This is a genomic window from Bradyrhizobium lablabi (assembly GCF_018129385.1).
Classification (GTDB): Bacteria; Pseudomonadota; Alphaproteobacteria; order Rhizobiales; family Xanthobacteraceae; genus Bradyrhizobium; species Bradyrhizobium lablabi_C.
This window is the reverse complement of sequence record NZ_JAFCLN010000008.1, coordinates 226,626-251,767: the sequence shown is the minus strand read 5'-3', so window position 1 is coordinate 251,767 and position 25,142 is coordinate 226,626. Positions and strand designations below refer to the sequence as shown.

General features: G+C 63.8%; 25 protein-coding genes. 11 read left to right on the top strand and 14 right to left on the bottom strand.

The genetic code is table 11. The features are described from left to right. Position 1 precedes the first annotated feature (1 nt). On the bottom strand, positions 2 to 403 hold the full coding sequence (locus tag JQ628_RS18150; RefSeq protein ID WP_212224210.1) for a hypothetical protein: 402 nt from the start codon (positions 401 to 403) through the stop codon (positions 2 to 4). 156 nt (positions 404 to 559) lie between these two features. On the opposite strand from JQ628_RS18150, the gene pheS reads away from it, so the two are divergent. From pheS to JQ628_RS18130, 4 genes are read left to right on the top strand one after another with little or no spacing between them, the layout of a single operon-like run. Then, on the top strand, positions 560 to 1,642 hold the full coding sequence (gene pheS, locus JQ628_RS18145; RefSeq protein ID WP_212224209.1) for a phenylalanine--tRNA ligase subunit alpha: 1,083 nt from the start codon (positions 560 to 562) through the stop codon (positions 1,640 to 1,642). Then, positions 1,639 to 2,034: an ASCH domain-containing protein gene (locus JQ628_RS18140; RefSeq protein WP_212224208.1), complete on the top strand. Its 396-nt coding sequence runs from the start codon at positions 1,639 to 1,641 to the stop codon at positions 2,032 to 2,034. The genes pheS and JQ628_RS18140 overlap by 4 nt, the downstream gene beginning before the upstream one ends. 10 nt (positions 2,035 to 2,044) lie before the next feature. Further along, a complete protein-coding gene (pheT, locus tag JQ628_RS18135) occupies positions 2,045 to 4,453 on the top strand; it encodes a phenylalanine--tRNA ligase subunit beta (protein WP_212224207.1) in 2,409 nt (802 codons plus the stop codon). A gap of 52 nt (positions 4,454 to 4,505) precedes the next feature. Next, complete coding sequence (locus JQ628_RS18130; RefSeq protein WP_212224206.1) at positions 4,506 to 5,282, top strand: sulfite exporter TauE/SafE family protein; 777 nt, start codon at positions 4,506 to 4,508, stop codon at positions 5,280 to 5,282. On the opposite strand, the gene JQ628_RS18125 is transcribed toward JQ628_RS18130, so the two are convergent. Further along, on the bottom strand, positions 5,239 to 5,943 hold the full coding sequence (locus JQ628_RS18125) for an adenine nucleotide alpha hydrolase (protein ID WP_212224205.1): 705 nt from the start codon (positions 5,941 to 5,943) through the stop codon (positions 5,239 to 5,241). The genes JQ628_RS18130 and JQ628_RS18125 overlap by 44 nt on opposite strands. Further along, the gene (locus JQ628_RS18120; RefSeq protein WP_212224204.1) at positions 5,943 to 7,364 is read right to left on the bottom strand and encodes a flavin monoamine oxidase family protein; all 1,422 of its coding nucleotides are present in this window, start codon (positions 7,362 to 7,364) and stop codon (positions 5,943 to 5,945) included. The genes JQ628_RS18125 and JQ628_RS18120 overlap by 1 nt, the downstream gene beginning before the upstream one ends. A 193-nt stretch (positions 7,365 to 7,557) precedes the next feature. Here JQ628_RS18120 and JQ628_RS18115 point away from each other — a divergent pair, with 193 nt between their 5' ends. Further along, positions 7,558 to 8,541: a YiiX/YebB-like N1pC/P60 family cysteine hydrolase gene (locus JQ628_RS18115; RefSeq protein WP_212224202.1), complete on the top strand. Its 984-nt coding sequence runs from the start codon at positions 7,558 to 7,560 to the stop codon at positions 8,539 to 8,541. Positions 8,542 to 8,843: 302 nt separating this feature from the next. After that, positions 8,844 to 9,275, top strand: coding sequence for a hypothetical protein (locus JQ628_RS18110; protein ID WP_212224200.1), 432 nt, complete (start codon positions 8,844 to 8,846; stop codon positions 9,273 to 9,275). A 70-nt stretch (positions 9,276 to 9,345) separates the two neighbouring features. Here the strand turns inward: JQ628_RS18110 and JQ628_RS18105 are convergent, their stop codons facing one another. Together JQ628_RS18105 and JQ628_RS18100 are read right to left on the bottom strand one after the other, a co-directional pair. Continuing rightward, positions 9,346 to 9,618 carry a hypothetical protein gene (locus tag JQ628_RS18105; protein WP_212224198.1) on the bottom strand — a complete coding sequence of 91 codons (273 nt, stop codon included), beginning with the start codon at positions 9,616 to 9,618 and terminating at the stop codon, positions 9,346 to 9,348. Positions 9,619 to 9,947: 329 nt separating this feature from the next. Continuing rightward, on the bottom strand, positions 9,948 to 12,155 hold the full coding sequence (locus JQ628_RS18100; protein ID WP_212224197.1) for a TonB-dependent receptor domain-containing protein: 2,208 nt from the start codon (positions 12,153 to 12,155) through the stop codon (positions 9,948 to 9,950). 132 nt (positions 12,156 to 12,287) lie between these two features. Between JQ628_RS18100 and nikR the strand changes: the two genes are divergently transcribed. Continuing rightward, on the top strand, positions 12,288 to 12,737 hold the full coding sequence (gene nikR, locus JQ628_RS18095; RefSeq protein WP_212224196.1) for a nickel-responsive transcriptional regulator NikR: 450 nt from the start codon (positions 12,288 to 12,290) through the stop codon (positions 12,735 to 12,737). An 86-nt stretch (positions 12,738 to 12,823) separates the two neighbouring features. Further along, positions 12,824 to 13,576 carry a sulfate transporter family protein gene (locus JQ628_RS18090; protein ID WP_212224195.1) on the top strand — a complete coding sequence of 251 codons (753 nt, stop codon included), beginning with the start codon at positions 12,824 to 12,826 and terminating at the stop codon, positions 13,574 to 13,576. Positions 13,577 to 13,696: 120 nt separating this feature from the next. On the opposite strand, the gene nth is transcribed toward JQ628_RS18090, so the two are convergent. Further along, positions 13,697 to 14,443 carry an endonuclease III gene (nth, locus tag JQ628_RS18085; protein ID WP_212224194.1) on the bottom strand — a complete coding sequence of 249 codons (747 nt, stop codon included), beginning with the start codon at positions 14,441 to 14,443 and terminating at the stop codon, positions 13,697 to 13,699. A 22-nt stretch (positions 14,444 to 14,465) separates the two neighbouring features. On the opposite strand from nth, the gene JQ628_RS18080 reads away from it, so the two are divergent. Continuing rightward, positions 14,466 to 14,993, top strand: a complete 528-nt coding sequence (locus tag JQ628_RS18080) for a DUF2244 domain-containing protein (protein WP_212224242.1) — start codon at positions 14,466 to 14,468, stop codon at positions 14,991 to 14,993. Between the two features lie 54 nt (positions 14,994 to 15,047). Further along, a complete protein-coding gene (locus JQ628_RS18075; protein ID WP_212224240.1) occupies positions 15,048 to 15,944 on the top strand; it encodes a methylated-DNA--[protein]-cysteine S-methyltransferase in 897 nt (298 codons plus the stop codon). A gap of 105 nt (positions 15,945 to 16,049) precedes the next feature. Here JQ628_RS18075 and JQ628_RS18070 read toward each other — a convergent pair whose 3' ends face one another. Then, positions 16,050 to 16,574 (bottom strand): hypothetical protein, encoded by a 525-nt coding sequence (locus JQ628_RS18070; protein WP_212224193.1) that lies wholly within the window; start codon positions 16,572 to 16,574, stop codon positions 16,050 to 16,052. 242 nt (positions 16,575 to 16,816) lie between these two features. On the opposite strand from JQ628_RS18070, the gene gpmI reads away from it, so the two are divergent. Further along, positions 16,817 to 18,346, top strand: a complete 1,530-nt coding sequence (gene gpmI / locus JQ628_RS18065; RefSeq protein ID WP_212224191.1) for a 2,3-bisphosphoglycerate-independent phosphoglycerate mutase — start codon at positions 16,817 to 16,819, stop codon at positions 18,344 to 18,346. A gap of 38 nt (positions 18,347 to 18,384) precedes the next feature. Here the strand turns inward: gpmI and dapB are convergent, their stop codons facing one another. The 7 genes from dapB to dnaK all read right to left on the bottom strand — a co-directional run bounded on the left by dapB (position 18,385) and on the right by dnaK (position 24,919). After that, complete coding sequence (dapB, locus tag JQ628_RS18060) at positions 18,385 to 19,197, bottom strand: 4-hydroxy-tetrahydrodipicolinate reductase (protein WP_212224190.1); 813 nt, start codon at positions 19,195 to 19,197, stop codon at positions 18,385 to 18,387. A gap of 192 nt (positions 19,198 to 19,389) precedes the next feature. Continuing rightward, positions 19,390 to 19,692: a DUF1330 domain-containing protein gene (locus tag JQ628_RS18055; protein WP_212224189.1), complete on the bottom strand. Its 303-nt coding sequence runs from the start codon at positions 19,690 to 19,692 to the stop codon at positions 19,390 to 19,392. 18 nt (positions 19,693 to 19,710) lie between these two features. Next, positions 19,711 to 20,418, bottom strand: a complete 708-nt coding sequence (gene pyrF / locus JQ628_RS18050; protein ID WP_212224188.1) for an orotidine-5'-phosphate decarboxylase — start codon at positions 20,416 to 20,418, stop codon at positions 19,711 to 19,713. A 6-nt stretch (positions 20,419 to 20,424) separates the two neighbouring features. Further along, the gene (locus tag JQ628_RS18045) at positions 20,425 to 21,003 is read right to left on the bottom strand and encodes an NADPH-dependent FMN reductase (protein WP_212224187.1); all 579 of its coding nucleotides are present in this window, start codon (positions 21,001 to 21,003) and stop codon (positions 20,425 to 20,427) included. Between the two features lie 53 nt (positions 21,004 to 21,056). After that, entirely contained in the window at positions 21,057 to 21,656 is a 600-nt protein-coding gene (locus tag JQ628_RS18040) for a class I SAM-dependent methyltransferase (RefSeq protein ID WP_212224186.1), read from the bottom strand. A 100-nt stretch (positions 21,657 to 21,756) separates the two neighbouring features. Further along, positions 21,757 to 22,884, bottom strand: a complete 1,128-nt coding sequence (gene dnaJ, locus JQ628_RS18035; RefSeq protein ID WP_212224185.1) for a molecular chaperone DnaJ — start codon at positions 22,882 to 22,884, stop codon at positions 21,757 to 21,759. A gap of 133 nt (positions 22,885 to 23,017) precedes the next feature. Then, entirely contained in the window at positions 23,018 to 24,919 is a 1,902-nt protein-coding gene (gene dnaK, locus JQ628_RS18030) for a molecular chaperone DnaK (protein WP_212224238.1), read from the bottom strand. Positions 24,920 to 25,142: the final 223 nt, after the last annotated feature.

The following is a 25,142-nucleotide window of genomic DNA, read 5'->3' as shown; positions in this document are numbered from 1 at the left end:
CCTAGCGCGCGGCTTTCAGCGCCTGCTTCGCATAGCGCTGGGCGACCTTCGCCCGGCAGAACGCCGTGAACGACTGATACATGGTGCCGGACTTGTTCCGGTGCTTGCGGTCGCAGACGCCAAGCTCGCGCTTGTAGGCCAGCTTCTTCGAAGCATTCGCCTTGCCGAGAAAGTCCGCTTCGCACCTCTTCTCGACCGCTTCGGCATACTGCACGTCGCCGCTGGCGCCCAGCGCGCAGGCCTCGGACACCGTCATCGCGCGGTCGCAACTTGGCGCCGCCTCGATCGCGGCGATGACGTCGTCCATGTCGCGCGATTTGGCCGGGCAATCCTCCGCCCGGGCGGGAGCCATGGCCAGAGTTGCGGCGGTCGCCAGGATCGCCAGAAGGGATGTCGAGCGCATTGCAGGGATTCCTTGTCCGAAACTCCCCGTTGGTAACCCGCGCACCGAACGGGTTCAAAGGGAGCCAGTTTCAGCCCGGAATGACCGGCTTTTGGCTTGACGTTCCGGCCCGCGAGCGGCGACAACCGGCCGCCTTTTGAAAGCAGAGATTTCACCGTGTCCGACCTCGAAGCCCTCGTAAAGACCATCCTCGAGCAGATCGCCGCCGCCGGCGACGAAGCGGCCCTCGAAGCCGTCCGCGTCGCCGCACTCGGCAAGAAGGGTTCGATCTCCGCACTGCTGGCCACGCTCGGCAAAATGTCGCCGGACGAGCGCAAGACGCAAGGCGCCGCGATCAACCTTGCCAAGGACAAGGTGACGGAGGCGCTGACTGCCAAGCGCGACGTCCTGAAATCGGCCGCGCTCGATGCACGCCTCGCTTCCGAGACCATCGACGTCACGCTGCCGCTGCGCGATGCGCCAGCCGAGACCGGCCGAATTCATCCGCTCAGCCAGGTCTGGGATGAGCTCACGACCATCTTCGCCGACATGGGATTTTCCGTCGCCGAAGGCCCCGACATCGAGACCGACGACTACAATTTTACCAAGCTGAACTTCCCGGAAGGCCATCCGGCGCGGGAGATGCACGACACCTTCTTCTTCAATCCGAAGAGCGACGGCTCGCGCATGCTGCTGCGTACCCACACCTCGCCGGTGCAGGTGCGCACCATGCTCAGCCAAAAGCCGCCGATTCGCGTGATCTGCCCGGGGCGAACGTACCGCATCGATTCGGATGCGACGCACACGCCGCAATTCCATCAGGTCGAGGGCCTCGTGATCGACAAGAGCTCGCATCTCGGCCACCTCAAATGGATTTTGCACGAGTTCTGCAAGGCGTTCTTCGAGGTCGACCATATCAACATGCGGTTCCGCCCGTCGTTCTTCCCGTTCACGGAACCTTCGCTCGAGGTCGACATCCAGTGCCGGCGCGACAAGGGCGAGATCCGTTTCGGCGAGGGCGAGGACTGGCTTGAAATTCTCGGCTGCGGCATGGTGCATCCAAACGTGCTGCGTGCCTGCGGCATCGATCCCGACGTCTACCAGGGCTTTGCCTGGGGCATGGGCATCGACCGCATCGCGATGCTGAAATACGGCATGTCCGACCTGCGGCAGCTCTTCGACAGTGATGTGCGCTGGCTGTCGCATTACGGCTTCAAGCCGCTCGAAACGCCGACGCTGGCCGGAGGCTTGAGCACGTGAACCTCAACGCCGTGCCAGCGCAGTATCGCGGCTTGCGTTCGTTCGCGTTCGGCGACGCGCCGGAGCTTGCCGACGAATTGCTCGAACTCGTGATGAAGGGCGCCAAGACGGCGACCTGCTCGACCGAGGACGAGCCGAATACGTCGACACCCGGCGAGCACTGGATCGTACTCGATGGGCAAGGCGAACCGCGCTGCGTGATCGAAACGACTGAGGTGACCTATCGCCGTTTCGGTGAGGTCGATGAGACCTTCGCTTATGAAGAAGGCGAAGGCGACCGCAGCCTCGACTACTGGCGCAACGCGCACCGCAATTATTTCGGCCGGCAAGGCAAGTTTCGCGACGACATGATGCTGATGTGCGAACGCTTCCGCCTGGTCGAGATTTTCTAGGAATAACGTCATGAAGTTCACGCTCTCCTGGCTAAAGGAACATCTCGACACCGACGAGCCGCTGGAAAAGCTCGCCGACAAGCTCACCATGATCGGGCTCGAGGTCGAGAGCATCGAGGACAAGGCCAAGGCGCTGGCGCCGTTTTCGATCGCGCGCGTCATCTCGGCCGAGCAGCATCCGAATGCCGATCGGCTGCGGGTTTGCATGGTCGATACCGGCGACGGCGGCGCGCCGATACAAGTCGTGTGCGGCGCGCCGAATGCGCGCGCCGGGCTGATCAGCGTGTTCTCGCCGCCCGGCACTTACATTCCCGGCAAGAACATCACCCTCGGCATTGGCACCATCCGCGGTGTCGAAAGCCGCGGCATGCTGTGCTCGGCCGCCGAATTGCAGATCTCCGATGATCACGACGGCATCATGGAGCTGCCCGCCGATGCGCCGGTCGGCAAGGGCTATGCCGAATGGGCCGGGCTCGGCGATCCCGTGATCGAGATCAATTTGACGCCGAACCGGCAGGACTGCACCGGCGTGCACGGCATCGCGCGCGATCTGTTCGCCGCTGATATGGGCAAGTTTATCGATCCCGCGATCAAGCCGATCAAGGGCGAGTTCCCCTGCCCGGTGCAGGTGACGGTCGAAGACGAGAAACTGTGTCCGGGCTTTGCGCTGCGGCTGGTGCGCGGGGTGAAAAACGGTCCGTCGCCCGAATGGCTGCAAAAGCGACTGACCTCGATCGGGCTGCGGCCGATCAACGCGCTGGTCGATATCACCAACTTCATGACCTATGACCGCGCCCGGCCGCTGCATGTGTTCGATGCGAAGAAGGTGAGGGGCAATCTCACCGTGCGCCGCGCGCGTGACGGTGAGAGCCTGCTGGCGCTCGACGGGCGCACCTACAACCTTGATCCCTCGATCTGCGTGATCGCCGACGAGCACGGCGTCGAATCGCTGGCCGGCATCATGGGCGGTGAGACTTCCGGCTGCGACGAGAACACCACCGACGTGCTGATCGAATCGGCGCTATGGAACGAGATCAACATCGCACAGACCGGCCGCAAGCTCGGCATCAATTCGGACGCGCGCTACCGCTTCGAGCGCGGCGTCGATCCGGCCTTCATGGTGCCGGGGCTGGAGCTTGCGACGAAACTGGTGATGGAGATGTGCGGCGGCACACCATCCGAGAATATCGTGGTCGGTAACCCCTTCGGCGCCGATCGTATCATCGATTTTCCGCTGTCCGAGGTGAAGCGGCTGGCCGGCATCGACGTGCCGCTAGTCGAGACCCGGCACATCCTCAGCCGTCTCGGCTTCATGATGGCCGGCAGCGGCCCGGTCGTGAAGATCGCGGTGCCTTCCTGGCGCACGGACGTCTCGGGCAAGGCCGATATTGTCGAGGAGATCGTGCGCATCGTCGGCGTCGACAAGGTGCCGATGACGCCGTTTGAACGCGGCGACGAGCCGCGCAAATCCGTGCTCACGGCGATCCAGCTCCGCACCGGCCGCGCCAAGCGCGCGCTGGCCGCACGTGGCATGGTCGAAGCGGTGACGTGGTCCTTCATTTCAAAACCGGCGGCCGAACTGTTCGGCGGCGGTCAGGCCGAGCTCGCGCTCGCCAATCCGATAGCCTCCGATCTCTCCGACATGCGGCCGAGCCTGCTGCCCGGCCTGATCGCGGCCGCGCAGGCCAATATCAACCACAGCTTTTCGGATGTTGCGCTGTTCGAGGTCGGCCAGGTGTTTCGCGGCGACAAGCCGGAAGATCAGTGGATCGCCGCCTCCGGCGTGCGCCACGGCTTCGCCTCGACGAAGGGAATGGGACGGCACTGGTCCGGCTCGGCAGCGGCCGACGCGCTCGACGCCAAGGCCGACGCGTTTGCCGTGCTGGCAGCGGCCGGCGCACCGATGCAGGCGCTACAGATCGTGCCCGGCGGCCCCAAATGGCTGCATCCCGGCCGCTCCGGCACCATCCAGATCGGTCCGCAAAACGTGCTCGGCTATTTCGGCGAACTGCACCCGCGCGCGCTGGAAGCGCTTGGCGCCGACGGCCCATTGATCGCGTTCGAGGTGATCCTTGACCGGATTCCGGAAGCCAAGAAGAAGCCGACGCGCGCCAAGCCGGTGCTCGAACTCTCCGCCTTCCAGCCGGTGTCGCGCGATTTCGCCTTCATCGTCGACCGCACCGTCAAGGCCGGCGATCTCGTGCGTGCCGCGCAGGGCGTCGACAAGAAGCTGATCACCGACGTCACGGTGTTCGACCTCTATGAGGGCAAGGGCATCGATCCCGGCAAGAAATCGCTGGCGATCGCGGTGACGATCCAGCCGCGCGAGAAGACGATGACCGATCAGGAAATCGATGCGGTGGCGGCGAAGATCGTCGCCGAGGTGACGAAGAAGACCGGCGGCACGTTGCGCGCATGATCCCGAAAAGTGTGAAGCGGTTTTCGGATAGATCATACGCAAGAAATAACGCATGAGCCTGTCTGGCCTCATCCCGGCCGACCTCTCCACATCTGTGGCGATCGCCATCTGCGCGATCGCCTTCGTCTCCGGCACCGCGCGCGGATTTTCCGGCTTCGGATCGGCACTGATCTTCATGCCGCTTGCCAGCAGCATGGCCGGGCCGCAATTGGTGGCCGCGCTGCTGCTGATCATCGATTTCGTGGCCGCGCTGCCGCTGCTCCCCAACGCCTGGCAAAAGGCCGACCGCAAGGCGACCGCCGTGATGGCAGCGGGTGCGCTGGTCGGCGTGCCCATCGGCACGTATTTGCTGACCCGGCTCGAGCCCGTCACCACGCGCTGGATCATCTCCGCTTTCGTCGCGGCGCTGCTCGTGCTGTTGCTGTCCGGCTGGCGCTATCGCGGCAAGGAGTATGCGGCGGTGTCGGTCGGCGTCGGCGGCCTCGCCGGATTTTGCAGCGGGCTCGCGCAGACCGGCGGCCCGCCGATCGTCGGCTACTGGCTGGGCCGACCGATCCCGTCGGTGATCGCGCGCGCCAATATCCTGCTGTTCTTCGGCTTCTCCGATTTTTTCTCCGCGGTCGCCTATGCGGTCAGTGGTCTGATCAATGCGGATGCGATCAAGTTCTCGCTGGTGGTCGGGCCCGTCTACGCCATCGGCGTCTGGTTCGGCGCTTCGCTGTTCGGCAAAGCCAGCGAGTCGGTTTTTCGCGCGATCTGCTATGTGCTGATCGCGGCGGCGGTGATCATCGGGCTGCCTGCGCTCGATCGGGTGTTGCGTTCTCCATGAGCATGAGATCGCAATAGGCATAACCGTCGCGCTCGACGCGTTCGCCGGTGACGACGGTAAGCGAGCTGGAAAACACTGGGCCGGCCACCACACAGGTGTGAAACTCGCCATTCTCGCCGCAGGGATCGACACCGTCAGGCAAATCGGCCAGCAATTGCGTATCGAATTTTCGTCCGGCGAATGAAGCCGGCAGCTTTTTCAGGTCGACGGTCGCGATGTGGGCTTCCAACCCGCTCGCGATCATCGCTTGCGCCAACGCGGGCGTCGGCCTTTCCCACAATGGAAAGATCGGCGTGATGCCGGTGCCCGCGAGCTTTTGCTCCCGATAGGCACGGATATCGGCGAGGAACAGATCGCCGAAGATCATATGCGTGATGCCCTCCCGCACGGCGTCGGCGACGGCTTCGCCCATCCGCGCTTCATAGACTTCGTTCGGGCAGGGATAGGGAATCGGCACGATCCGTTGCGGCAGGCCCGCGGCCTTGCACTGCGCGCGCAAAATTTCCTGGCGGACGCCGTGGATCGACACGCGGCCAAACGTCTCCGTCACGGTCGTGAGCGCCCCGACCACCTCGAACTCGCCGGCGCGCCTGACCTCATGCAGCGCGAAGGCGCTGTCCTTGCCACTCGACCAGGAGATCAGCGCTTTCGGCTTCGGCATCAGTTGAACAGGCCCGGCCCCGGCGTTGCCGCGCTTGGCGCCTGCCGCCTGCGCCGCGCCGGTGCGGGCCTTGCGGATTCGGCGGGCGCAGCCGGCAGCGCGCCGATCCGGCGCAGCGCCGCTTCCGCCGCGCGCTCGCCGCTTTCCCAGGCGCCGTCGACCGTGCCCCACAGCGTTTCATGGGTGGCCTCGCCGGCAAAATACATGCAGCCGATCGGCTCGCTCAACGCTTTTCGCAGGGGTTGCGCGCCCGGCACCGCCGACGACATCGCGCCCAGCACATGAGGCGCAGCGTTCCATCGCGTCACGCTCGACTTCTTCACGGCGGCGGCGACATCGCTGCCGAACATCTTTGTGAGCCATTCGACGGCGAACGCCACCATTTCCTTTTCGCCCTGTGCAGAGAGATCGCGGCCGAACGAGCCGCCGATATCGATCGAGCACAGCGACGACGAACCCATATTGGCGTAGAGCATCGCGGTGCGCGTCGAGTTGCTCTGCTCGATCAGGATATCGTCACGGGAAAGGCCCATCGGATTGCCCTGCATCTGGAGGGCGATGTGATCGTAGCTGCCGAGGCTGAGTTTTGACGCGGCCTCGAAATAGCGTTTCGGTATCTCCGGCGCGATCTTGAGGTTGCCCGCGGCCAGCACATTGGTCGACACCGTGACGATGGCGGCGCGCGCGAGGAGCCGGCCGACGGGCGTGTACACGACGGCGTCGCGGCTGCCCCATTCGATGCGGTTGGCCGGCGTGGAGAGCGCCACCGGCAATCCCTCACCGAGCTTTGCGACCAATGTCCCCAAGCCTTGCCGGCATGCGATTGCCGAGTTGCGGTCCTGCGCACGAACCTTGTCGACCGCGGATACGTCTTTCAGATCCTTGCCGGTGAAGTTGGCGCCGAGCACAAATTCGGCAGTGCTGGCCCAATCGCCGAGCTCCTTCGGCATCACCGACGCGCAGGAGACGTCGGCCTTGCGCGAGGCGTCATCGATGGCGCGATTGGCTTTCACCAGTGCCGCCAGAAAATCTTCGGTTTCGCTCGGGCGCGCGAAGCGGCGGCCGATGCGGATTTTCTGGCCCGAGGGGGCCGGCATGATGTCGAGCCCCGCCGCACGCGCGAGCCTGATCATCGGGTTGGTCTCGGGATTGTGGATCCAGCGCGCGCCGCGGTCGAACGGTATCTCGAAGGTCGAACTATCCGTGATGCAGCGGCCGCCGATCTGGTTTGCCGCTTCCAGCACGACCACCTTGCGGTTCGCCGCCGCGATCCGCCGCGCCGCGGCGATGCCGGCGGCACCGGCGCCGATCACGACAATGTCAGCTTCGCGCGGCAACGGCCCCGCGGCCCGCTGGGCCAGGGCCGGCGTCGCCGCGAGGGCCGCGGCCCCCGACAGGAAAGCGCGGCGCGTGATTGTCATGTCATGGTTTCCGGGGTCTTGAAGCCTGCGAGAACATGTTGCGAACCTTGCCGCATTCACACGGCGACAGCAACCGTCATGGTGAATCAATCATGATTGATCCGTGACGGCGATGAACTAAATTGCAACAGCTTTCGACCATGCTTATGAAACAAAAAAGCGGCTCGAGAAGCCGTCCCCGGGGGGAAGTTTCATGGGCGTAATGCTCGACACGGTCGGCAAGTGGATTGCGCGCTACCTGGAAAAGGAAGTTCCGGGCTATGAGCCGTTCACGCCGAGCGACCCGGAACATCTGCGCGGCGTCATCCAGCCCGGCGACGTGTTGCTGGTCGAAGGCAACAACCGGATCTCCGGCATCATCAAATACCTGACGCAGTCGACCTGGTCGCATGCCGCGCTCTATGTCGGCCCGATCGATGGCGCCTCCGAGCCCGACGGCGAGCCGCATGTGCTGATCGAAGCCAATATCGGCGAAGGCGTCGCCACCGCGCCGCTGTCGAAATACTTTTCGTATCACACCCGCATCTGCCGCCCGGTCGGTCTCTCCTATGAGGACCGCACTACGGTGTGCCGCTATGCCATCAACCGGGTCGGGTTCGGCTACGACACCAAGAACATCGTCGACCTCATGCGCTATCTGATTCCGCTGCCGGTGCCGCAGCGCTGGCGGCGGCGCATGATCGCGTTCGGCTCAGGCGATCCGACCAAGATGATCTGCTCGGCGCTGCTCGCGCAGGCGTTCGACGCCGTGCGCTACCCCATCCTGCCCAAAATCACGCAGGCCGGCAGCCGCCGCGCCCGCCGCGAAATCCTCCACATCCGCGATTCCTCGCTGTACATGCCGCGCGATTTCGACATCTCGCCGTATTTCGAAATCGTCAAACCCACCATCGTGCACGGCTTCGACTACACGGCCCTGCACTGGGCCGACAAACAGAAGCCGCTCCAGGAGGTAGCGGGCGAGCTCGGTGTGTTTCCAGATGCCGTCTGGTCGCCGTCGCTTGTTCCTGAAGAGGCTGACGAAGCGACGCCGGTTGCGGCTGAAGAAATAACGGTCGTCGTCGCCGCAAGTATGATCGAGCGCGTCAGGATTACCGAGCATTTTCTGGCGGTGGAATATATTCCGGTACGTCCGCCCGAGCGCCGGATGCGGCCGCGGGTGGCTCAATTCGCGTAGTTTCGCACACGTCATCGCTCGTCACGGCGCCGGGCTTTCAAATCCGCTCGCGGTGACGTGCGCCCACGTCGCCATCGCCGGAACCAAATCCGGACCAGCGCGTTTCTTCCAGTTGGCTCCAAACACGAGATGAGCAACGGACTGCTCAGAGCCCGGCTTCTTCTCGCACCTTTGCATAACTTTGCCCCCCTCGAATTTCGCCTTATGTTGCCGCCGGTGCGTGCCCGCGCCCGGACGCACCATTGCGCCTAAACGCTATCGGGGGAAAAATGGATCGGATTTCTCTGGTGGAATTGAGCCGCATGGTCGAGCAGGAATCCCATGACGGCATTCTCTTGCTGCAAAACCCCCACGACAATCCGATATGCAAGCTCGGCTACGATACCGAGGTGCGGTGCATCGAGGTGGTCTGGCGCAAATACGCGACCAGTGCGCAGCTACGATATGTCCACGAGATGATTCTTTTCATGCTCAGGCAGTACAGCGCCGAGAAGATCCTCGGCGATGACACGGAACTGCCAATCATCCATGCGGAAGACCAACGCTGGATCGTTGGTGAATGGCTGCCGCGGGCGCGGACTGCCGGCCTCAAGGCTGCGGCGAGCAAGACGTCGATGACCTTCTTTGGACGAGTGGCGATCGGGGCCGTTCAATCGCAGCTTGCCCGGGAGATTCAGATCCGCAATTTCGGCAATATCCATTCGGCGCGCTCGTGGCTCAGGAATTGCCAATAGAGTGTGGCGTGCCGTGTTCTCGCGGCATGCAGCGAGCCACACCTGCCGGCCTCGCCGGCCATCAATGAAGTCAGGCCGGCTGCTTCGGTGGCGTGAAGCGAAAATAGTCCGGGCGCGCAATGCCTGCACGATCGCGCACCATCAATTCGAGAAGTCCGATGGCGATGAAGAGCAGGGGCAGGCCAAACAGCCATGCTTCCGTGGAACGAAGCGGCCGGCTGAACTCATCCATATAGCTCGACCGATCCAGCATCACCAGGACGACATATGCAAAATAGGCTACGCAGATCACCCATCTTGCGACCCTCAAGCTCATCCACGCCAAAAAACCTGCCCTATTCATGGTGCGGCTCCCCTTGCTCGTTTGGCCAGAAGCCTGTCTCATTTTTTGAAAGTCTTCAACTGACCCTTGCGAGGCTTTTCGGCCGAGCGTCGGCGGGACGTCCACGTTTGACCCAGCGGGCGATGGACGTTCGACGCAAAAGAGAGCCCGCTTGAAACGGTCCCTACATCAATGCAAGCGCGATGCTGAAGCACACGATCAGGGTTCCCGTGCTCACGGACACCGTCACCAAGGCCTGCTCTTTGCGCTTTTCCAATTCCCGTTCCATGCGGAGTCTATGCCGGGAGAAAGAACTTGTTCCGGTGGATGGCTCAAATTCTGCCGCTTGCTCAAAATTTCCCCGCCAGCGTCAGCCTGACAGTCAAAGGTTCCGCGGGATGCACATGACGGTCCGCGACGCCGTCGATCGGCTCGCCCGGCAATCGCGACAGATAGTAGTATTCGATCTGGTTGGTCTTGGCGTTGAAGAGATTGAGCACGTCGAACTGCACGCGCAGGCCGTTGTCGAACCGGTAGCCGGCGCGGGCGTTGAAGATCAGGGATGACAATGAGCGCACGCTGTCGTCCTCGATCAGCGGGCGAGGCCCGAAATAGCGCCCCTTCAGCGCGCCAAACCAGCCGGTCTCTTCGCCGAAAGTGATCGCGGCGCTTCCGATCCAGGCCGGCGCACCGGGGATGCGGTCGCCGGCAGGATCGAAATCGGTAAAGCGAGCCCGGGTATAGGCGACGTCGAGATCAAAGGTCAGCCACGAGAGCGGCTTGTACTTGTTGGTCCACTCCACGCCGACGCGGCGGCTGGGGCGGCTCGCCTCGGTCGTGCCGGCATCGCCGACGAACAGCAGCTCGGAATCGAAATCGAGCACGAACACCGCGACCGAGCTGGTGAGCCCGTCGATCGCTTTGGTGCGGATGCCGACTTCGCCGCCGCGCGAGCGGACCAGCAGCGGCACGCGATCGGCCGGCGTCACCCGGTCGTTGGGATCGACCGTGATGGTGGCGCCTCTGATATCGTTGCTGTGCAGGCCGTAGCCGTAGTTGCCGTAGAACTCGGTCTTCACCCACGGCCCCAGCACGATGCCGGCCTTCGGGCTCGTGATCGAGGCCTGCGCGTTGCCGGAATTTTCCGGCAAGTCGCTCAGCACGCGTCCGGCGAAAACATCTTCGCGGATGCCGACCGTCGTGCGCAGCCAGTCGGTCCAGCGCGTGGTCGAATCGGTCCAGACGCCGACATTGCCCTCTTGCACGCGGTCCTCGCGCACGGTGGACAACCAGTTGCGCTGTTGTGTCTTGAACAGGCCGACATGAATGTCATCGTAACGGCTTTGCAGGCCGACGCGGGTTTGCGTCTCGAGCCCGCCAAGCCGCCAGTCGAAGGCGTGGCGCGCGTCGAAACCACCGACGGTGCGGCGGTCGAGCTGGTTGAACTGGTCGCCGTTGACGGGATCTTCGAGGAAGTAGGTGAAATTGTTGTAGAGCTGTAGGTCGGAGCGGATGACGTAGGCGCTGAGCTTGCTCTGGCCGTATTCGCTCGAATACGCAAAGTTGCCGGACAGGCTGAAGCGGCTGGAGACGCCGCCGTCGGTCGGATCGAGCGTGCCGAAGCGGCCGATGATGTTCTGGTCGATCGCCCGCTGCGCGACCTGGTCGGTGGAATTCCAGGCGTTGGAATAGGCCATGCCGGTGACCGTGAAGCCGTCGGTGGCGGTGCCCTGGCTGTAGCGCAGCACGCCGTTGATCTTGCGCACATCGTCCGGCACCACCCATGGGCCGTTATATGTCACGCCCTCGATGGCGGCGAGCAGCGTGCCTGCGCCGACCGCCGTCGATCCCATCGCCAGCCCACGGTGATAGCCAAAGCCGCCGTTGGTCGTCTCGACGACGTTTTTCGACAGCCGGTTGATGTAGTCGATCGACAGCGACCCGGCCGAGCCGAAGTCGCCGACATCGGCGAAGTACGGACCTTTTCGGACATTCACCGACTGGATCAGCTCGGGAATCATGAAGTTGATATCGGCATAGCCCTGCCCGTGGCCGTGGGTGGGCATGTTCACGGGCATGCCGTCGACTTTGATCGACAGATCGGTGCCGTGGTCGAGATTGAAGCCGCGCAGAAAATACTGGTTGGCTTTGCCTTCGCCGGAATGCTGGGTGACGATCAGGCCGGGCACGGCTTCCAGTGCTTCACCAGGACGCGCGAAGGGAATGGCATTCACCTCGGCGCCGCTGATGCGCATGGCGCTGGCGGCGGTGGGCTGGAGCGAGGCGGCGCCGTCGGACGACGCACCGAGCGTGACGCCGCCGGCGCCTGATGTGGCCGGCTGGTTCGTGCGCGCCGCCGTCGTGATGCGCGTCCCGCGGTGTTGCACAGGCTTGGAACGCGCGATGCGCTTCGGCGGCCTGGCCTCGGGCGCGGTGACGTTGACCGGCGGAAGGTGAGTGTGCGGCACCGGGATTTCGTGAGCCGCTGCGGGCAGCGCCAGGACGGCAGACGATGCCGTGGCGGAAAATATCCGCAGCAAAGCCCTACACACTGCCATGCTCCCGCATGTTTTGCTGCTACAGTTCGACAGGCTGCACCACATCCAGCCCGCCTCAACAGGCTAGCAGCCACAGTATGACGATACAATCGAATTATCATACCAATCGACACCATCTCGCGGAATATTCGGATGCAACGGATCACCATCACCATCGAAGACGACCTCCTCGCGGAGATCGACACCGCCGCAAAGGCGCGCGGCTACCAGAACCGCTCCGAGATCATCCGCGACCTCGCGCGCGCCGGGCTACAGCAGAGCGCGGAGAATGCGGAAGGCTCCGGGCAATGCGTGGCGGCGCTGGTCTATGTCTACGATCACGCCGCGCGCGATCTCTCAAAACGGCTGGTGCAGAGTTTCCACGGCCATCACGATCTGTCGCTGGCGACCCTGCATGTGCATCTCGACGACGATAGCTGTATGGAGGTAACGGCGCTGAAGGGCGCGAGTGGCGACGTCAAGCATCTGGCCGAGCACGTCATCGCCGAGCGCGGCGTCCGGTACGGCCGCGTCGTGATGATCCCGACTGCGAGTGAGAAGAAATCGAAGGCGCGCAAGCGCGGCCACGGCCACAGCCATTAGTCGTTTGGATCGCCCCGCGCCCTTGCCTTGGCCGCGCGGCATGTCTACCTCTCGCGAGGGTTTCTACCGGGAGAGGTTGCACTGCCATGTTGGACGCCGCCGTCAAGGCGCTTTCGCAAATCCTGTCGCCGCCGATGCGCTCGATCCTGTGGCGATCGATGGGGCTGGCGCTGGTGCTCATCACCGTGCTGGCGATCGGGCTGCAACGGCTGCTTAGCTGGTTTGCGGTCTACGGCGCCGACTGGGCCGAGGCGATGCTCGGGCCGGGCTACCACTCCACGCTCAATGTCCTGACCTGGATCGTCTCGATCGCCGCCGGCCTCGGCGTCGTGCTGGGCGGCATTTTCCTGATGCCGGCGATCACCTCGCTGGTGGCGAGCGTGTTCGTCGACGATGTCGCCGACCATGTCGAGCGCGAACATTATCCGGCGGAGCGGGCCGGCAACGCGCTGCCGCTCGGCGTCGCCGTCCCCGAAGGCATCAAGACCGCGCTGCTGACGCTGGTCGTGTATATTGTCGCGCTGCCCTTCGTGCTGTTCGCCGGCGCCGGTTTTCTGATCTTCTTCATCGCCACCGCCTGGCTGCTCGGCCGCGAATATTTTGAGCTGGCCGCGATGCGCTTTCGCTCGCCGGCCGAGGCCAAGGCGATGCGAAAATACCATGCGGCGACCATATTCACCGCCGGGCTGTTCATCGCCGCGTTTGTGTCGATCCCGATCGTCAATCTGGCGACGCCGGTATTCGCCATGGCGTTCATGGTACACATGCACAAGCGGCTCAGTGGTCCGCGGCCGGAGTTGCTCGAGCCGGAGCGGAAGACGGGTGTGCCGGCGGCGTAAGACCCTCATGGTGAGGAGCGCGTCTTCGCGCGTCTCGAACCATGAGAGCCCGCGGCCCATCCTTCGAGACGGCGCTGGCGCGCCTCCTCAGGATGAGGGCGGAGCACGCGGCACCTACGCTCACACCGTCTTCTCCGGCCAGCGGCAGAGATCGTTGATCAGGCACACCTCGCAGCGCGGGCCTCGCGCGAGGCAGGTGTAGCGGCCGTGCAGGATCAGCCAGTGATGCGCGTGCAGCATGAATTCGGACGGGATCACTTTTTCCAGTCCGAGCTCGACCTCCAGCGGCGTCTTGCCCGGCGCCAGCCCGGTGCGATTGCCGACTCGGAATACGTGCGTGTCGACCGCCATGGTGTGCTCGCCGAATGCCATGTTGAGCACGACGTTCGCCGTCTTGCGTCCGGCGCCCGGCAGCGACTCGATTTCCGTGCGGGTGCGCGGCACCTCGCTGCCGAATTCGGCGATCAGCTTTTGCGAGAGCGCGATGACGTTTTTCGCCTTGGTGCGGTAAAGGCCGATGGTCCTGATGTAGTCGCGCAGCTTGTCTTCGCCGAGCGCGACCATCTTTTGCGGCGTGTCGGCAACCTCGAACAGCGCGCGCGTCGCCTTGTTGACCCCGGCATCGGTCGCCTGCGCTGACAGCACCACCGCAACCAGCAGCGTGTAGGGATTGAGGTGCTCGAGCTCACCCCTGGGTTCCGGGTTTGCTTTCCGGAACCGGCTGAAGGCCTCGTAGACCTCCTCCTTGGTCCACGGCTTTGGTGTGGTTGCCTTTTTTGCAGGCTTCGATTTCGCGGCTTTTGCGACCTTCTTCGCGGCGGATTTTGCCGGCTTTGCCTTGGTCGGCTTGCGGATGCTTTTGGCCATGATCGGCGTATACTGGCAGGCCATGACCGAAGCCAGCAATGCATATGACCCCGACGCTCCACAGCCGGAATTGTTTTCCGCGCTGCTGACGCCGCATCGCTCGCTCAACCGCACCCGCTTTCTGGTGCTGATGGCCTTCATCTGCGCGATCAGTTTTGCTGCCGGCATGGTGTTTCTGTTGATGGGCGCCTGGCCGGTGCTCGGCTTCTTCGGCCTGGATGCGCTCGCGATCTGGTGGGCCTTCCGGATCAATTTCCGGCGCGCGCAGGGAGCGCGCGAGGAGATCACGGTGACGCACTCGGAACTGCGGGTGCGCCGGGTCAGCCATCGCGGCCATGTCGCCGAATGGGTGCTCAATCCGCTCTGGGTGCGGCTCGACCAGACCGGCGATGAGGAATTTGGCATCGAGCGGCTTTATCTGGTTTCCCGCGGCCGCCGAATCTGCATCGGGCACTTTTTGGGTCCGGAGGAAAAAGCCAGCTTTGCCAAAGCTTTACTGGCTGCGCTCCACGCCGCCAAGCGCGGCCCGACCTACAATCCCATAACCTGAAGCTCGTCGGGAATCGGGTGGTTGGAACATCGCATGCCCCCTAAATCAGAGAGCATGATGACACTCGCCATACATGACCAGCGGCTGGCCAAGCCGGGTCCGACACACGCCGCGCTCCGGGATTACGACTCGGTACGGCGCGCGATCGCCTTCATCTCGGAACGCTGGCGCGAGCAGCCGACCATCGAAGCGATGGCGGATGCAGCCTCGGTGACGCCGGATGAGCTCCATCACCTGTTCCGCCGCTGGGCCGGGCTGACGCCAAAGGCCTTCATGCAGGCGCTGACGCTCGACCATGCGAAGGGCCTGCTGCGCGGCTCCGCCAGCGTGCTCGATGCGGCACTCGACTCGGGGCTGTCAGGTCCGGGCCGGCTGCACGACCTGTTCGTGACGCATGAAGCGATGTCGCCGGGCGAATGGAAGAACGGCGGCGTCGGCATGACGCTGCGCTACGGTTTTCATCCCTCACCATTCGGCACCGCGATCGTGATGGCCTCCGGCCGCGGGCTGGCGGGACTGGCGTTTGCCGATCCCGGCGAGGAACACACCGCGTTCGCCGACATGAAGCGGCGCTGGCCGAACGCGACCTATGTCGAGGACAGCGACGGCACCGTTGGCCTCGCGCAGCGCGTCTTCGATACAAAGATGTGGCGGCCGGACCAGCCGCTGCGCGTCGTGCTGATCGGCACTGATTTCGAGGTGCGGGTGTGGGAGACGCTGCTGAAAATCCCGATGGGCCGGGCCGTGTGCTATTCGGATATCGCCTGCAAGATCAAGAACCCGAAGGCGTCACGCGCCGTCGGCGCCGCCATCGGCCGCAACCCGGTGTCGTTCGTGGTGCCCTGCCATCGCGCGCTCGGCAAGGACGGCAAGCTAACCGGCTATCACTGGGGCATCACCCGCAAGCAGGCGATGCTCGGCTGGGAAGCGGGGCAGGTAGGGTTGCAATAAATCGTAAAGCGTAGGGTGGGTTAGCGAAGCGTAACCCACCATTCTTTCGCGATTCTTGCGCGGCATCGGCGGGTTACGCCTTCGGCTAACCCGCCCTACAAGATACTAACTTCTGGAATCGCGACGGGCCTGCGCGACCTTCGTCGCCTGCGAGACGCTGCCGATTCGCTTGCCCGACACGCGGGTCATGCGGCGCCGGCTTGGCCGCGAAATCATTCCGGGATTCGGCGTGTCACCGGCCGCCGGATAGCTCCTGAAATTGGCGGATCGCCGCATCTCAAGCGCACGCCGGGCGGCGTCGACATTGGCTGCGCGAGCTTCCAGATGGCGGGCTCGCTGAAGCTCCTTGTTCACTCGCTTCAGCGCGCTGGCAAAGATTTGCTTGCGCTTTTGCGGCTGCTCGACCGTCCCCGGAAAGCTGCCGCCTCGCGGCTCGGCCTTGCCGCGCCGCTCGCGCTGCTTCTGCCTCGTCAGAGACCGCTCCTTGTCCCGCATCTGCCGTAGACGATTTTGCAGCGTCTTCAGTCCGGCAAGATCGAGCGCGTAGATTTCCGGATGATGCGAGCTCAGGATCACATCATGTTCGTCATGGCTCACCAGGCTGCGTTCGAGTTTGCAGGACATCACCATGCATCTCTCCCATTCCTTCAGCCCGCCCGGTGAAATTCTGCCAAACGCTGGCGGCGGCCGCCAGCAAAAACGCCGCTGAAACGAGGAAGTGGGAGGGTTGGGGCTGCATTAGGCACCCGGCTCCGTCTTTCAAGGCGGTGGAACCATGCCCGGAAAGCAGGCGAGCGGCCCGCGCTATGGCGTTGACGGCCGGGTGGTGATCGCCGACAACCGCGCCATCTCAAGAAGCAAAGGCGCGGTCGATGCAGAAACGCCGTCCAGTGATGCTCGCAGTTTTGGATGGATGGGGTTGGCGGGAAGACCCGGCCGACAATGCCGTTCTCCAGGCCAAAACGCCGAATTTCGATCGCCTGTGGGCCGCGGGTCCCCACGCGTTCCTGAGGACGTCGGGGAAGGATGTCGGCCTGCCCGACGGGCAAATGGGCAATTCCGAAGTCGGCCATTTCAATATCGGCGCAGGCCGCGTCGTGATGCAGGACCTGCCACGCATCAATGAGGCCATCGCGTCGGGCAGCATCAAAACTGCCGAAGCGTTGCGTACGCTCATTGAAGCGCTCAAGAAGAGCGGCGGCACCTGTCACCTCATCGGTTTGGTATCTCCCGGCGGCGTGCATTCGCATCAGGACCACGCGGCAGCGATTGCCAAAATTCTCGCCGAGGCCGGCGTACCGGCGGTGGTTCACGCGCTCACGGACGGCCGCGATACGCCGCCGAAAGCCGCGGGCGAATATCTGACAAAGCTGACCGCCGCGCTGCCGTCATCGGTGCCGGTCGCAACCGTAATCGGCCGTTACTATGCGATGGATCGCGACAAGCGCTGGGACCGCGTGAGCAAGGCCTATGAGGCCATCGTGGAAGGCCAGGGCGCGCGATTCCCGAATGCGCAGGCGGCGATTTCGGACGCTTATTCGCGCGATCTCACCGATGAGTTCATCGTGCCGTCGGTGATCGGCAACTACGCCGGCGTCAAGGACGGCGACGGCGTGCTCTGCTTCAACTTCCGCGCCGACCGTGTGCGCGAAATTCTCGGGGCGTTGCTCGACAAATCGTTCGATGGTTTTGCGCGCAAGCGCGAGCTTCGCTTTGCCGCCGCCGTCGGCATGACGCAATACAGCGACGATCTCGACAAGCTCATGCTGACGATATTCCCGGCGCAGACGTTTCCCAACATTCTGGGAGAGGTCACCGCCGCCGCAAACCGCAAGCAGCTGCGTCTCGCGGAGACGGAGAAATATCCTCACGTCACCTACTTCCTCAATGGCGGACGGGAAGAGCCCTTCGCGGGTGAAGATCGCATCATGGTGCCCTCGCCCAAGGTTGCGACCTACGATCTCCAGCCGGAGATGTCGGCGCCGGAGCTGACCGGCAAGGTGGTGGACGCGATCAACTCAGGCAAATACGACCTGATCGTCCTGAACTATGCCAACCCCGATATGGTCGGTCATACCGGAAGCCTCGCGGCCGCGATCAAGGCGGTCGAAACGGTGGATACCGGTCTTGGAAAAATCTCGGACGCTATTCAGAAGGCCGGCGGCGCGCTGCTTGTCACCGCCGATCACGGCAATTGCGAGCTGATGCGCGATCCCGCCACCGGCGGTCCCCACACGGCTCACACCACGAGTCCGGTGCCGGTGTTCCTGCAAGGCGGCGGCGACGTTTCACTGTCGGACGGCCGGCTCGCCGACATCGCGCCGACATTGCTCGCCTTGATGGAGTTGCCGCAGCCGGCCGAGATGACCGGCGTCTCCCTGCTGCGTCCGCACGGGAAATAATCCGAGGGATCGCAGGATCTCTCTGACGCCGACTTCGATTACTCGGACAGGCCCAGCACGTCGGCCATGGTATAGAAGCCGGGCTGCTTGCCATGCGCCCACAGGGCGGCTTTCAGCGCGCCATGGGCGAAGATGATGCGGTCCTCAGCCTGATGCGAGAGCGTCAGGCGTTCGGCGGGGCCGGCAAAAATCACGCTGTGATCGCCGGCGGCCGTGCCGCCACGCAATGAGGCAAAGCCGATATCGCCGGGCCGGCGCGCACCGGTGTGGCCGTCGCGGCCGCGCGCCGAATGATCCGACAGCTTGATGCCGCGGCCCTCTGCGGCGGCTTCGCCGAGCATCAGCGCGGTGCCGGAGGGCGCGTCGATCTTGGCCTTGTGGTGCATCTCGACGATTTCGATGTCGAAGTTCTGGTCGAGCGACTGCGCGACACGCTTGACCAACGCGGCCAGCAGATTGACGCCGAGGCTCATATTGCCGGACTTGACCACGATGGCGCGCTTGGTGACGCTCCTGATCACGGCTTCATCCGAGGTCGACAGGCCGGTCGTGCCGATGACATGCACGAGGCCGCGCTCGGCGGCGATCGCCACATTGGCTATGGTGGCGCCGGGAATCGTAAAGTCCAGGATGCCGTCGGCATTGGCCGCCAGCGCCCACAGGTCGGCGGAAAGTTTTACGCCGTTCTCGGGCAGGCCGGCGAGCACGCCGGCATCCTTGCCGAGCAGCTCCGAACCCGGCGCTTCCAGCGCGCCGGTCAGCACCGCACCCGGCGTTTCCGAGATGACACGCGTCAAGGCGCGCCCCATCCGGCCGCCCGCTCCTGCAACGATTAAACGCATATCGGCCATGGCAATACCTCTCCCCGCCCTATAGCGGGCGCAGGCTGTTCCGGCAACCATACCAACCCGTCATTGCGAGGAGCGATAGCGACGAAGCAATCCAGCTTCTCGCGCGTGGCCAAGCTGGATTGCTTCGCGGAGCCTGTCATCGGGCGCGCGTTCGCGCGACCCGTTGGCTCGCAATGACGGGCGAGAGAGCCCTCAGGGCTGCGGGCCGTCATAGCCCTCGATGATGACGAGGTCGGCCTGCGAATGTGGTTGCCGCACCTTGATGTTGGCCTGGTATTCCGGCGAGTTGTAGCAGGCCATCGCGGCCTCGTAGTCGGGGAATTCGATCACGACATTGCGCGAGCGGCTCGTTCCCTCGATGGCGCTGAACTTGCCGGCGCGGACGATGAAGCGCCCGCCGAACTTCTTGAAGATCGCGGGATTGGCTGCTGTGTAGGCCTTGTAGCCTTCGTCGTTGTGAACGTCGACGCGCGCGATCCAGTAAGCCTTTGCCATCTTGCTTTCCTTCCCTGTTCAAACCAGTGCCTGGCTGATCTCCGCCTGGATCGCCTCGGCCGCCGCCCTGGGGTCAGCCGCTTCGACGATCGGACGTCCGACCACCAGATAATCAGCGCCGGCCGCGATCGCACGCCCCGGCGTCATGACGCGCTTCTGGTCGCCGGTCGCCGATCCCGCGGGGCGGACGCCGGGGGTAACGAGGTGCATCTGGTGGCCGACGATCTTGTGCACGCGAGCCGCCTCTTCCGGCGAGCACACGATGCCGTCGACGCCGAGCACCTGCGCCTGCTGCGCACGCGCCTCGACCAGATCGGAGACGCTGAGGCGATAGCCGGCGGCATGCAGATCGCCGTCGTCGTAGGAGGTCAGCACGGTGACGGCGAGGATCTTGAGCCTCTCGCCGCGCGCCTCGACCGCCGCTTTCATGGTCTGCGGATAGGCATGCACGGTGAGGAAGGTTGCACCCAGTTTGGCGACGCTCTCGACGCCGCGCGAAACGGTGTTGCCGATGTCGTGCATTTTCAGATCGAGAAAGACTTTCTTGCCGGAGCCGGCAAGCTTTTGCACCAGCGGCAGGCCGCCGGCATACGCAAGCTGATAGCCGATCTTGTAGAACGTGACGGCATCGCCGAGCCTGTCGACCATCGCCTCCGCCGCGGCAACGCCGGGCAGGTCGAGCGCCACGATCAGGCGGTCGCGGGGGGCGATTTCGGCTGGCTTCATGTCACCTCACATCGTGCGTTGGGAAAAATCGATCAACTGCCGCACCGTTGCCTTGAGCGCTTCGCTGTCGGCCGCGTGCTTCAGCCGCTCCATGTCGTCATAGGCCTCATTCGCGAACGAGAGCGCAAGCTGATTTGGAATCACGGTTGCGTGGCAGGCCGTCAGGATCAGCCGCAGCGCCGCCAACGCGCGCGTGCCGCCGAGGCGGTTGCCGGAGGCAGCGGCGATGGCAAAGGTGCGGTCGCGAAACACCTGGCCGCGGGTCTCGTGCGGATCCTGCACCCTGCTGACCCAGTCGATGGTGTTCTTCACCAGCGCCGGCACCGAAGAATTATATTCAGGCGTCACGATCAGCACGCCCCGATGGGCGCCGATCATGCGCTTGAGATTGACGGCGTGTTTCGGCACGCCGCTCCTCGCCTGCAGATCGCCATCGTAAATCGGCAGCGGAAAATCAGCGAGCGAGATGCGGGTGACTTCGGCGCCGGCCTGCGCGATCTCAAGGGCAGCGACGGCGGCCAGCCTCGCATTGAGCGAGCCTGTGCGAAGCGATCCCGGGATCACGAGGATTTTCAGCGCGGCCATATCTTGAAATCGCGTTCAGGACCAAGCCTCACGCGACGGCGCCGCGCAAAACTTCAGCGCTTGCGATACACCCAGACCCGGGCGGGCGGAAGGTTCATCCAGATCCGCTCGGAAGCTTCTGTGGACACGCCCGGCAGCGATTTCGGGATCGGCGGGACGACCGCATAGGTGAACTGCACGAACGGTGCGCCGGGGGCCAGCGCCAGGAAGGCATCCCGGATCAATCTCAGGCGGGTCATCATCGGTTTGGTGACCAGGGGCAGGCCGGAGACCACGGCCGAGGCCGGAACCTTCAGGACCTCCCAGAGCGAGTCGCGCAGCTTGTAGGCATCGCCCTGCACCACGGTCGCCTGCGGATAGCGGTCGCGCAGCAGCGCGCAGAAGGAAGGATTGTATTCGACCAGCACGAGACGCTTTTGATCGACACCGTGTTCGATCAGCGCGTTGGTGATCGCGCCGGTCCCGGGCCCAAGTTCGATGACCGGACCTTCCGATTCGACGTCGACATACTGCGCCATGGTGCGGGCGAGCAGCTTGCTCGAGGGCATCACCGCGCCCATGTGCAGCGGCTTCTCGATCCATGAACGCAGAAAGCGAACCTCGTCGTCCAGACGGGGTTTTTTCGACGCACGCACGGACGATTGCAGTGGCATTTCGCTACCAGGCGGGACCGCAATAAAGCGGTGAATGTCAGAAAACGGTCATAAAGACGTATAGCTCACAGCCCCGGTGGTCAAGCGGCCGGGAGCGCGCTCAGTTGGCGCGGTTGCCGAAAAAATCCTTGACCTTGGAGAAGAAGCCCACAGCCTCCGGCTGGGTTGCGCCCGATGACAGCTTTTCGAATTCAGCCAGCAATTCCTGCTGTTTCTTGGTGAGATTCTGCGGCGTTTCGACCGAGACCTGGACATACATGTCGCCGGTCTGGCGCGAACGCAGGATCGGCATGCCCTTTGATGCAATGCGAAAACGCTTGCCCGACTGGGTGCCGGCCGGGATTTTCACCTTGGTCTTGCCCTTGTCGATGGTTGGCACCTCGAATTCGCCGCCAAGCGCTGCGGCTACCATCGAGATCGGGACCCGGCAATGCAGATCGGCGCCGTCGCGCTGGAAGAACTGATGCTGGGTCATCGACAGGAAGATGTAGAGATCGCCCGACGGGCCGCCGCGGATGCCGGCCTCGCCCTCGCCGGCAAGGCGAATGCGGGTGCCGTCCTCGACGCCCTGGGGGATGTTGACCGACAGCGTCCGTTCCCGCGTGACACGGCCGGAGCCGGAGCAGGACGGACAGGCATCCTCGATCATCTGGCCACGGCCCTGACAGCCTGGGCAGGTCCGCTCCAGGGTGAAGAAGCCCTGCGCCTGGCGGATGCGCCCGGCGCCGCCGCAATGCGCGCAGGTCTTCGGCTTGGTGCCGGCCTTGGCGCCGGTGCCGGAGCAGGATTCGCAGGTGACGGAGACCGGGATCTCGATCTGCGCGGTCTTGCCGAGATACGCCTCCTCGAGGGTGATCTCCATGTTGTAGCGCAGATCGGCGCCACGCTCGCGGCCGCCGCGGCCGCGCTGGCTCGCCATGCCGAACAGGTCTTCGAAGATGTCGGAGAAGGAGGAGGCAAAGCCGGCGCCGAAACCGGGACCTGCGCCGCCCGCGCCCTGCTCGAACGCGGCATGACCGAATCGGTCATAGGCGGCGCGCTTCTGCCCGTCCTTCAGAATCTCGTAGGCTTCGTTGATTTCCTTGAAACGGATTTCGCTCTCGGCATCGCCGGGATTGCGGTCCGGATGCCATTTCATCGCGAGCTTGCGGAAGGCCGACTTCAGCTTCGACTCGTCGGCGGTGCGTTCGACTTCGAGGGTTTCGTAGTAGCAGCGCTTGGTAGACATCCGTCAAACCCGCCCGAATTTCATTCCGAGGTGCGTTTCAAAAGATGCAGCCATCGGCTTAAAGAAAAATGACCCCCATCCATCGAGAAACAAGATGTGTTCTCGGGAATGGGGGCCATGATGCAAGCCCGCCTCAGGCAGACTTCTTGTTGTTCTTGTCGTCGTCGACTTCGGTGAACTCCGCGTCGACGACGTCATCCTTGGCAGCGTCCTTGGCCGCATCGGCCTCGGCCTGCTGTTTGTACATGGCCTCGCCCAGCTTCATCGAAGCCTGCGCCAGCGCGTTGGTCTTGGCCTTGATCGCCTCGGCGTCGGAGCCCTTCAGCGCTTCCTTCAGATCGCTGACGGCGTCCTCGATCGAGCGGCGCTCGCCTTCGGCAACCTTCGAGCCGTGCTCGGCCAGCGCCTTCTCGGTGGAATGCACCAGCGCGTCGGCATGGTTCTTGGCGTCGACCGCCTCGCGGCGCTTCTTGTCCTCGGCCGCGTTGGCCTCGGCGTCCTTGACCATCTTCTCGATGTCGGTTTCGGACAGGCCGCCGGATGCCTGGATCCGGATCTGCTGTTCCTTGCCGGTCGCCTTGTCCTTGGCCGAGACGTTGACGATGCCGTTGGCGTCGATGTCGAAGGTGACCTCGATCTGCGGCATGCCGCGCGGCGCGGGCGGAATGCCCATCAGGTCGAACTGGCCGAGGATCTTGTTGTCGGCCGCCATCTCACGCTCGCCCTGGAAGACGCGGATGGTGACCGCGTTCTGGTTATCCTCGGCGGTCGAGAACACCTGGCTCTTCTTGGTCGGGATCGTGGTGTTGCGGTCGATGATGCGGGTGAACACGCCACCCAGCGTCTCGATACCCAGCGACAGCGGCGTGACGTCGAGCAGCAGGACGTCCTTGACGTCGCCCTGAAGCACGCCGGCCTGGATCGCAGCGCCGATCGCCACGACTTCGTCCGGGTTGACGCCCTTGTGCGGCTCCTTGCCGAACAACTGCTTCACCACTTCCTGAACCTTCGGCATGCGGGTCATGCCGCCGACCAGCACCACTTCGCCGATCTCGCCGGCGGTGAGGCCGGCATCCTTCAGCGCCTTGCGGCAGGGCTCGATGGTCTTCTGCACGAGGTCGTCGACCAGCGCCTCGAACTTGGCGCGCGTCAGCTTCATCGTCAGATGCTTCGGGCCGGTCTGGTCCGCCGTGATGAACGGCAGGTTGATTTCGGTCTGCGTGGTCGACGACAGCTCGATCTTGGCCTTTTCAGCGGCTTCCTTCAGGCGCTGAAGTGCGAGCTTGTCGTTGCGCAGGTTGATGCCCTGCTCCTTCTGGAACTCGTCGGCGAGATAGCCGACCAGGCGCATGTCAAAATCTTCACCGCCGAGGAAGGTGTCGCCGTTGGTCGACTTCACCTCGAACACGCCGTCGCCGATCTCGAGGATCGAGACGTCGAAGGTGCCGCCGCCGAGATCGTACACCGCGATGGTGCCGGCCTTGGTCTTGTCCAGACCGTAGGCGAGCGCGGCCGCGGTCGGCTCGTTGATGATGCGCAGCACTTCAAGGCCGGCGATCTTGCCGGCATCCTTGGTGGCCTGACGTTGCGCGTCATTGAAGTAAGCGGGAACGGTGATGACGGCCTGATCGACCTTCTGGCCGAGATGGGCTTCCGCCGTCTCCTTCATCTTTTGCAGGATGAAGGCGGAGACCTGCGAAGGCGAATAGGTCTTGCCGTCGGCTTCGACCCAGGCGTCGCCGTTCGATGCCTTGACGATCTTGTAGGGGACGAGCTTCTTGTCCTTCTCGACCATCGGGTCGTCGTAGCGGCGGCCGATGAGGCGCTTGACCGCGAAGAAGGTGCGCTCGGGATTGGTCACCGCCTGGCGCTTGGCCGGCTGGCCGACGAGGCGCTCGCCATCATCGCTGAATGCGACAATCGACGGCGTGGTGCGCATGCCTTCCGCGTTTTCGATGACTTTTGCATTCTTGCCGTCCATGACGGCGACGCACGAATTGGTCGTGCCGAGATCGATCCCGATGACCTTTCCCATGGTGTTCATACCCTTCTTTCTGCGGCAGGCTGGTCGGGCCCTGACGGCGCTCCGGACCGAACCCCCAAGCGTTCAAATACTCGCGATATTGCGACGGTGAGCCTCATATAGGAGGGGGGGTAAGGCGTGCAAGGAGAGAGCGCAACCTTAGCCCATGAAAAACCTGACGTTTGAAAGATTGTGTCAGGCAACGAAAGCCTTCGGTTCAGGCCCCGTGCTCGCG

Excerpts from the sequence above, each read along its gene's own strand:
- pyrF (WP_212224188.1), bottom strand. The coding sequence starts at position 20,418 with ATGAAGCCAGCCGAAATCGCCCCCCGCGACCGCCTGATCGTGGCGCTC.
- gpmI (WP_212224191.1), top strand. The coding sequence starts at position 16,817 with ATGCAGAAACGCCGTCCAGTGATGCTCGCAGTTTTGGATGGATGGGGT.
- JQ628_RS18075 (WP_212224240.1), top strand. The coding sequence starts at position 15,048 with ATGATGACACTCGCCATACATGACCAGCGGCTGGCCAAGCCGGGTCCG.
- JQ628_RS18080 (WP_212224242.1), top strand. The coding sequence starts at position 14,466 with ATGACCGAAGCCAGCAATGCATATGACCCCGACGCTCCACAGCCGGAA.
- nth (WP_212224194.1), bottom strand. The coding sequence starts at position 14,443 with ATGGCCAAAAGCATCCGCAAGCCGACCAAGGCAAAGCCGGCAAAATCC.
- JQ628_RS18110 (WP_212224200.1), top strand. The coding sequence starts at position 8,844 with ATGGTCGAGCAGGAATCCCATGACGGCATTCTCTTGCTGCAAAACCCC.
- JQ628_RS18125 (WP_212224205.1), bottom strand. The coding sequence starts at position 5,943 with ATGCCGAAGCCGAAAGCGCTGATCTCCTGGTCGAGTGGCAAGGACAGC.
- JQ628_RS18105 (WP_212224198.1), bottom strand. The coding sequence starts at position 9,618 with ATGAATAGGGCAGGTTTTTTGGCGTGGATGAGCTTGAGGGTCGCAAGA.
- dapB (WP_212224190.1), bottom strand. The coding sequence starts at position 19,197 with ATGGCCGATATGCGTTTAATCGTTGCAGGAGCGGGCGGCCGGATGGGG.
- JQ628_RS18100 (WP_212224197.1), bottom strand. The coding sequence starts at position 12,155 with ATGGCAGTGTGTAGGGCTTTGCTGCGGATATTTTCCGCCACGGCATCG.
- JQ628_RS18045 (WP_212224187.1), bottom strand. The coding sequence starts at position 21,003 with ATGGCCGCGCTGAAAATCCTCGTGATCCCGGGATCGCTTCGCACAGGC.
- JQ628_RS18090 (WP_212224195.1), top strand. The coding sequence starts at position 12,824 with ATGTTGGACGCCGCCGTCAAGGCGCTTTCGCAAATCCTGTCGCCGCCG.
- JQ628_RS18070 (WP_212224193.1), bottom strand. The coding sequence starts at position 16,574 with ATGGTGATGTCCTGCAAACTCGAACGCAGCCTGGTGAGCCATGACGAA.
- JQ628_RS18055 (WP_212224189.1), bottom strand. The coding sequence starts at position 19,692 with ATGGCAAAGGCTTACTGGATCGCGCGCGTCGACGTTCACAACGACGAA.
- dnaJ (WP_212224185.1), bottom strand. The coding sequence starts at position 22,884 with ATGTCTACCAAGCGCTGCTACTACGAAACCCTCGAAGTCGAACGCACC.
- nikR (WP_212224196.1), top strand. The coding sequence starts at position 12,288 with ATGCAACGGATCACCATCACCATCGAAGACGACCTCCTCGCGGAGATC.
- JQ628_RS18040 (WP_212224186.1), bottom strand. The coding sequence starts at position 21,656 with ATGCCACTGCAATCGTCCGTGCGTGCGTCGAAAAAACCCCGTCTGGAC.
- JQ628_RS18120 (WP_212224204.1), bottom strand. The coding sequence starts at position 7,364 with ATGACAATCACGCGCCGCGCTTTCCTGTCGGGGGCCGCGGCCCTCGCG.
- JQ628_RS18130 (WP_212224206.1), top strand. The coding sequence starts at position 4,506 with ATGAGCCTGTCTGGCCTCATCCCGGCCGACCTCTCCACATCTGTGGCG.
- JQ628_RS18150 (WP_212224210.1), bottom strand. The coding sequence starts at position 403 with ATGCGCTCGACATCCCTTCTGGCGATCCTGGCGACCGCCGCAACTCTG.
- pheT (WP_212224207.1), top strand. The coding sequence starts at position 2,045 with ATGAAGTTCACGCTCTCCTGGCTAAAGGAACATCTCGACACCGACGAG.
- JQ628_RS18115 (WP_212224202.1), top strand. The coding sequence starts at position 7,558 with ATGGGCGTAATGCTCGACACGGTCGGCAAGTGGATTGCGCGCTACCTG.
- dnaK (WP_212224238.1), bottom strand. The coding sequence starts at position 24,919 with ATGGGAAAGGTCATCGGGATCGATCTCGGCACGACCAATTCGTGCGTC.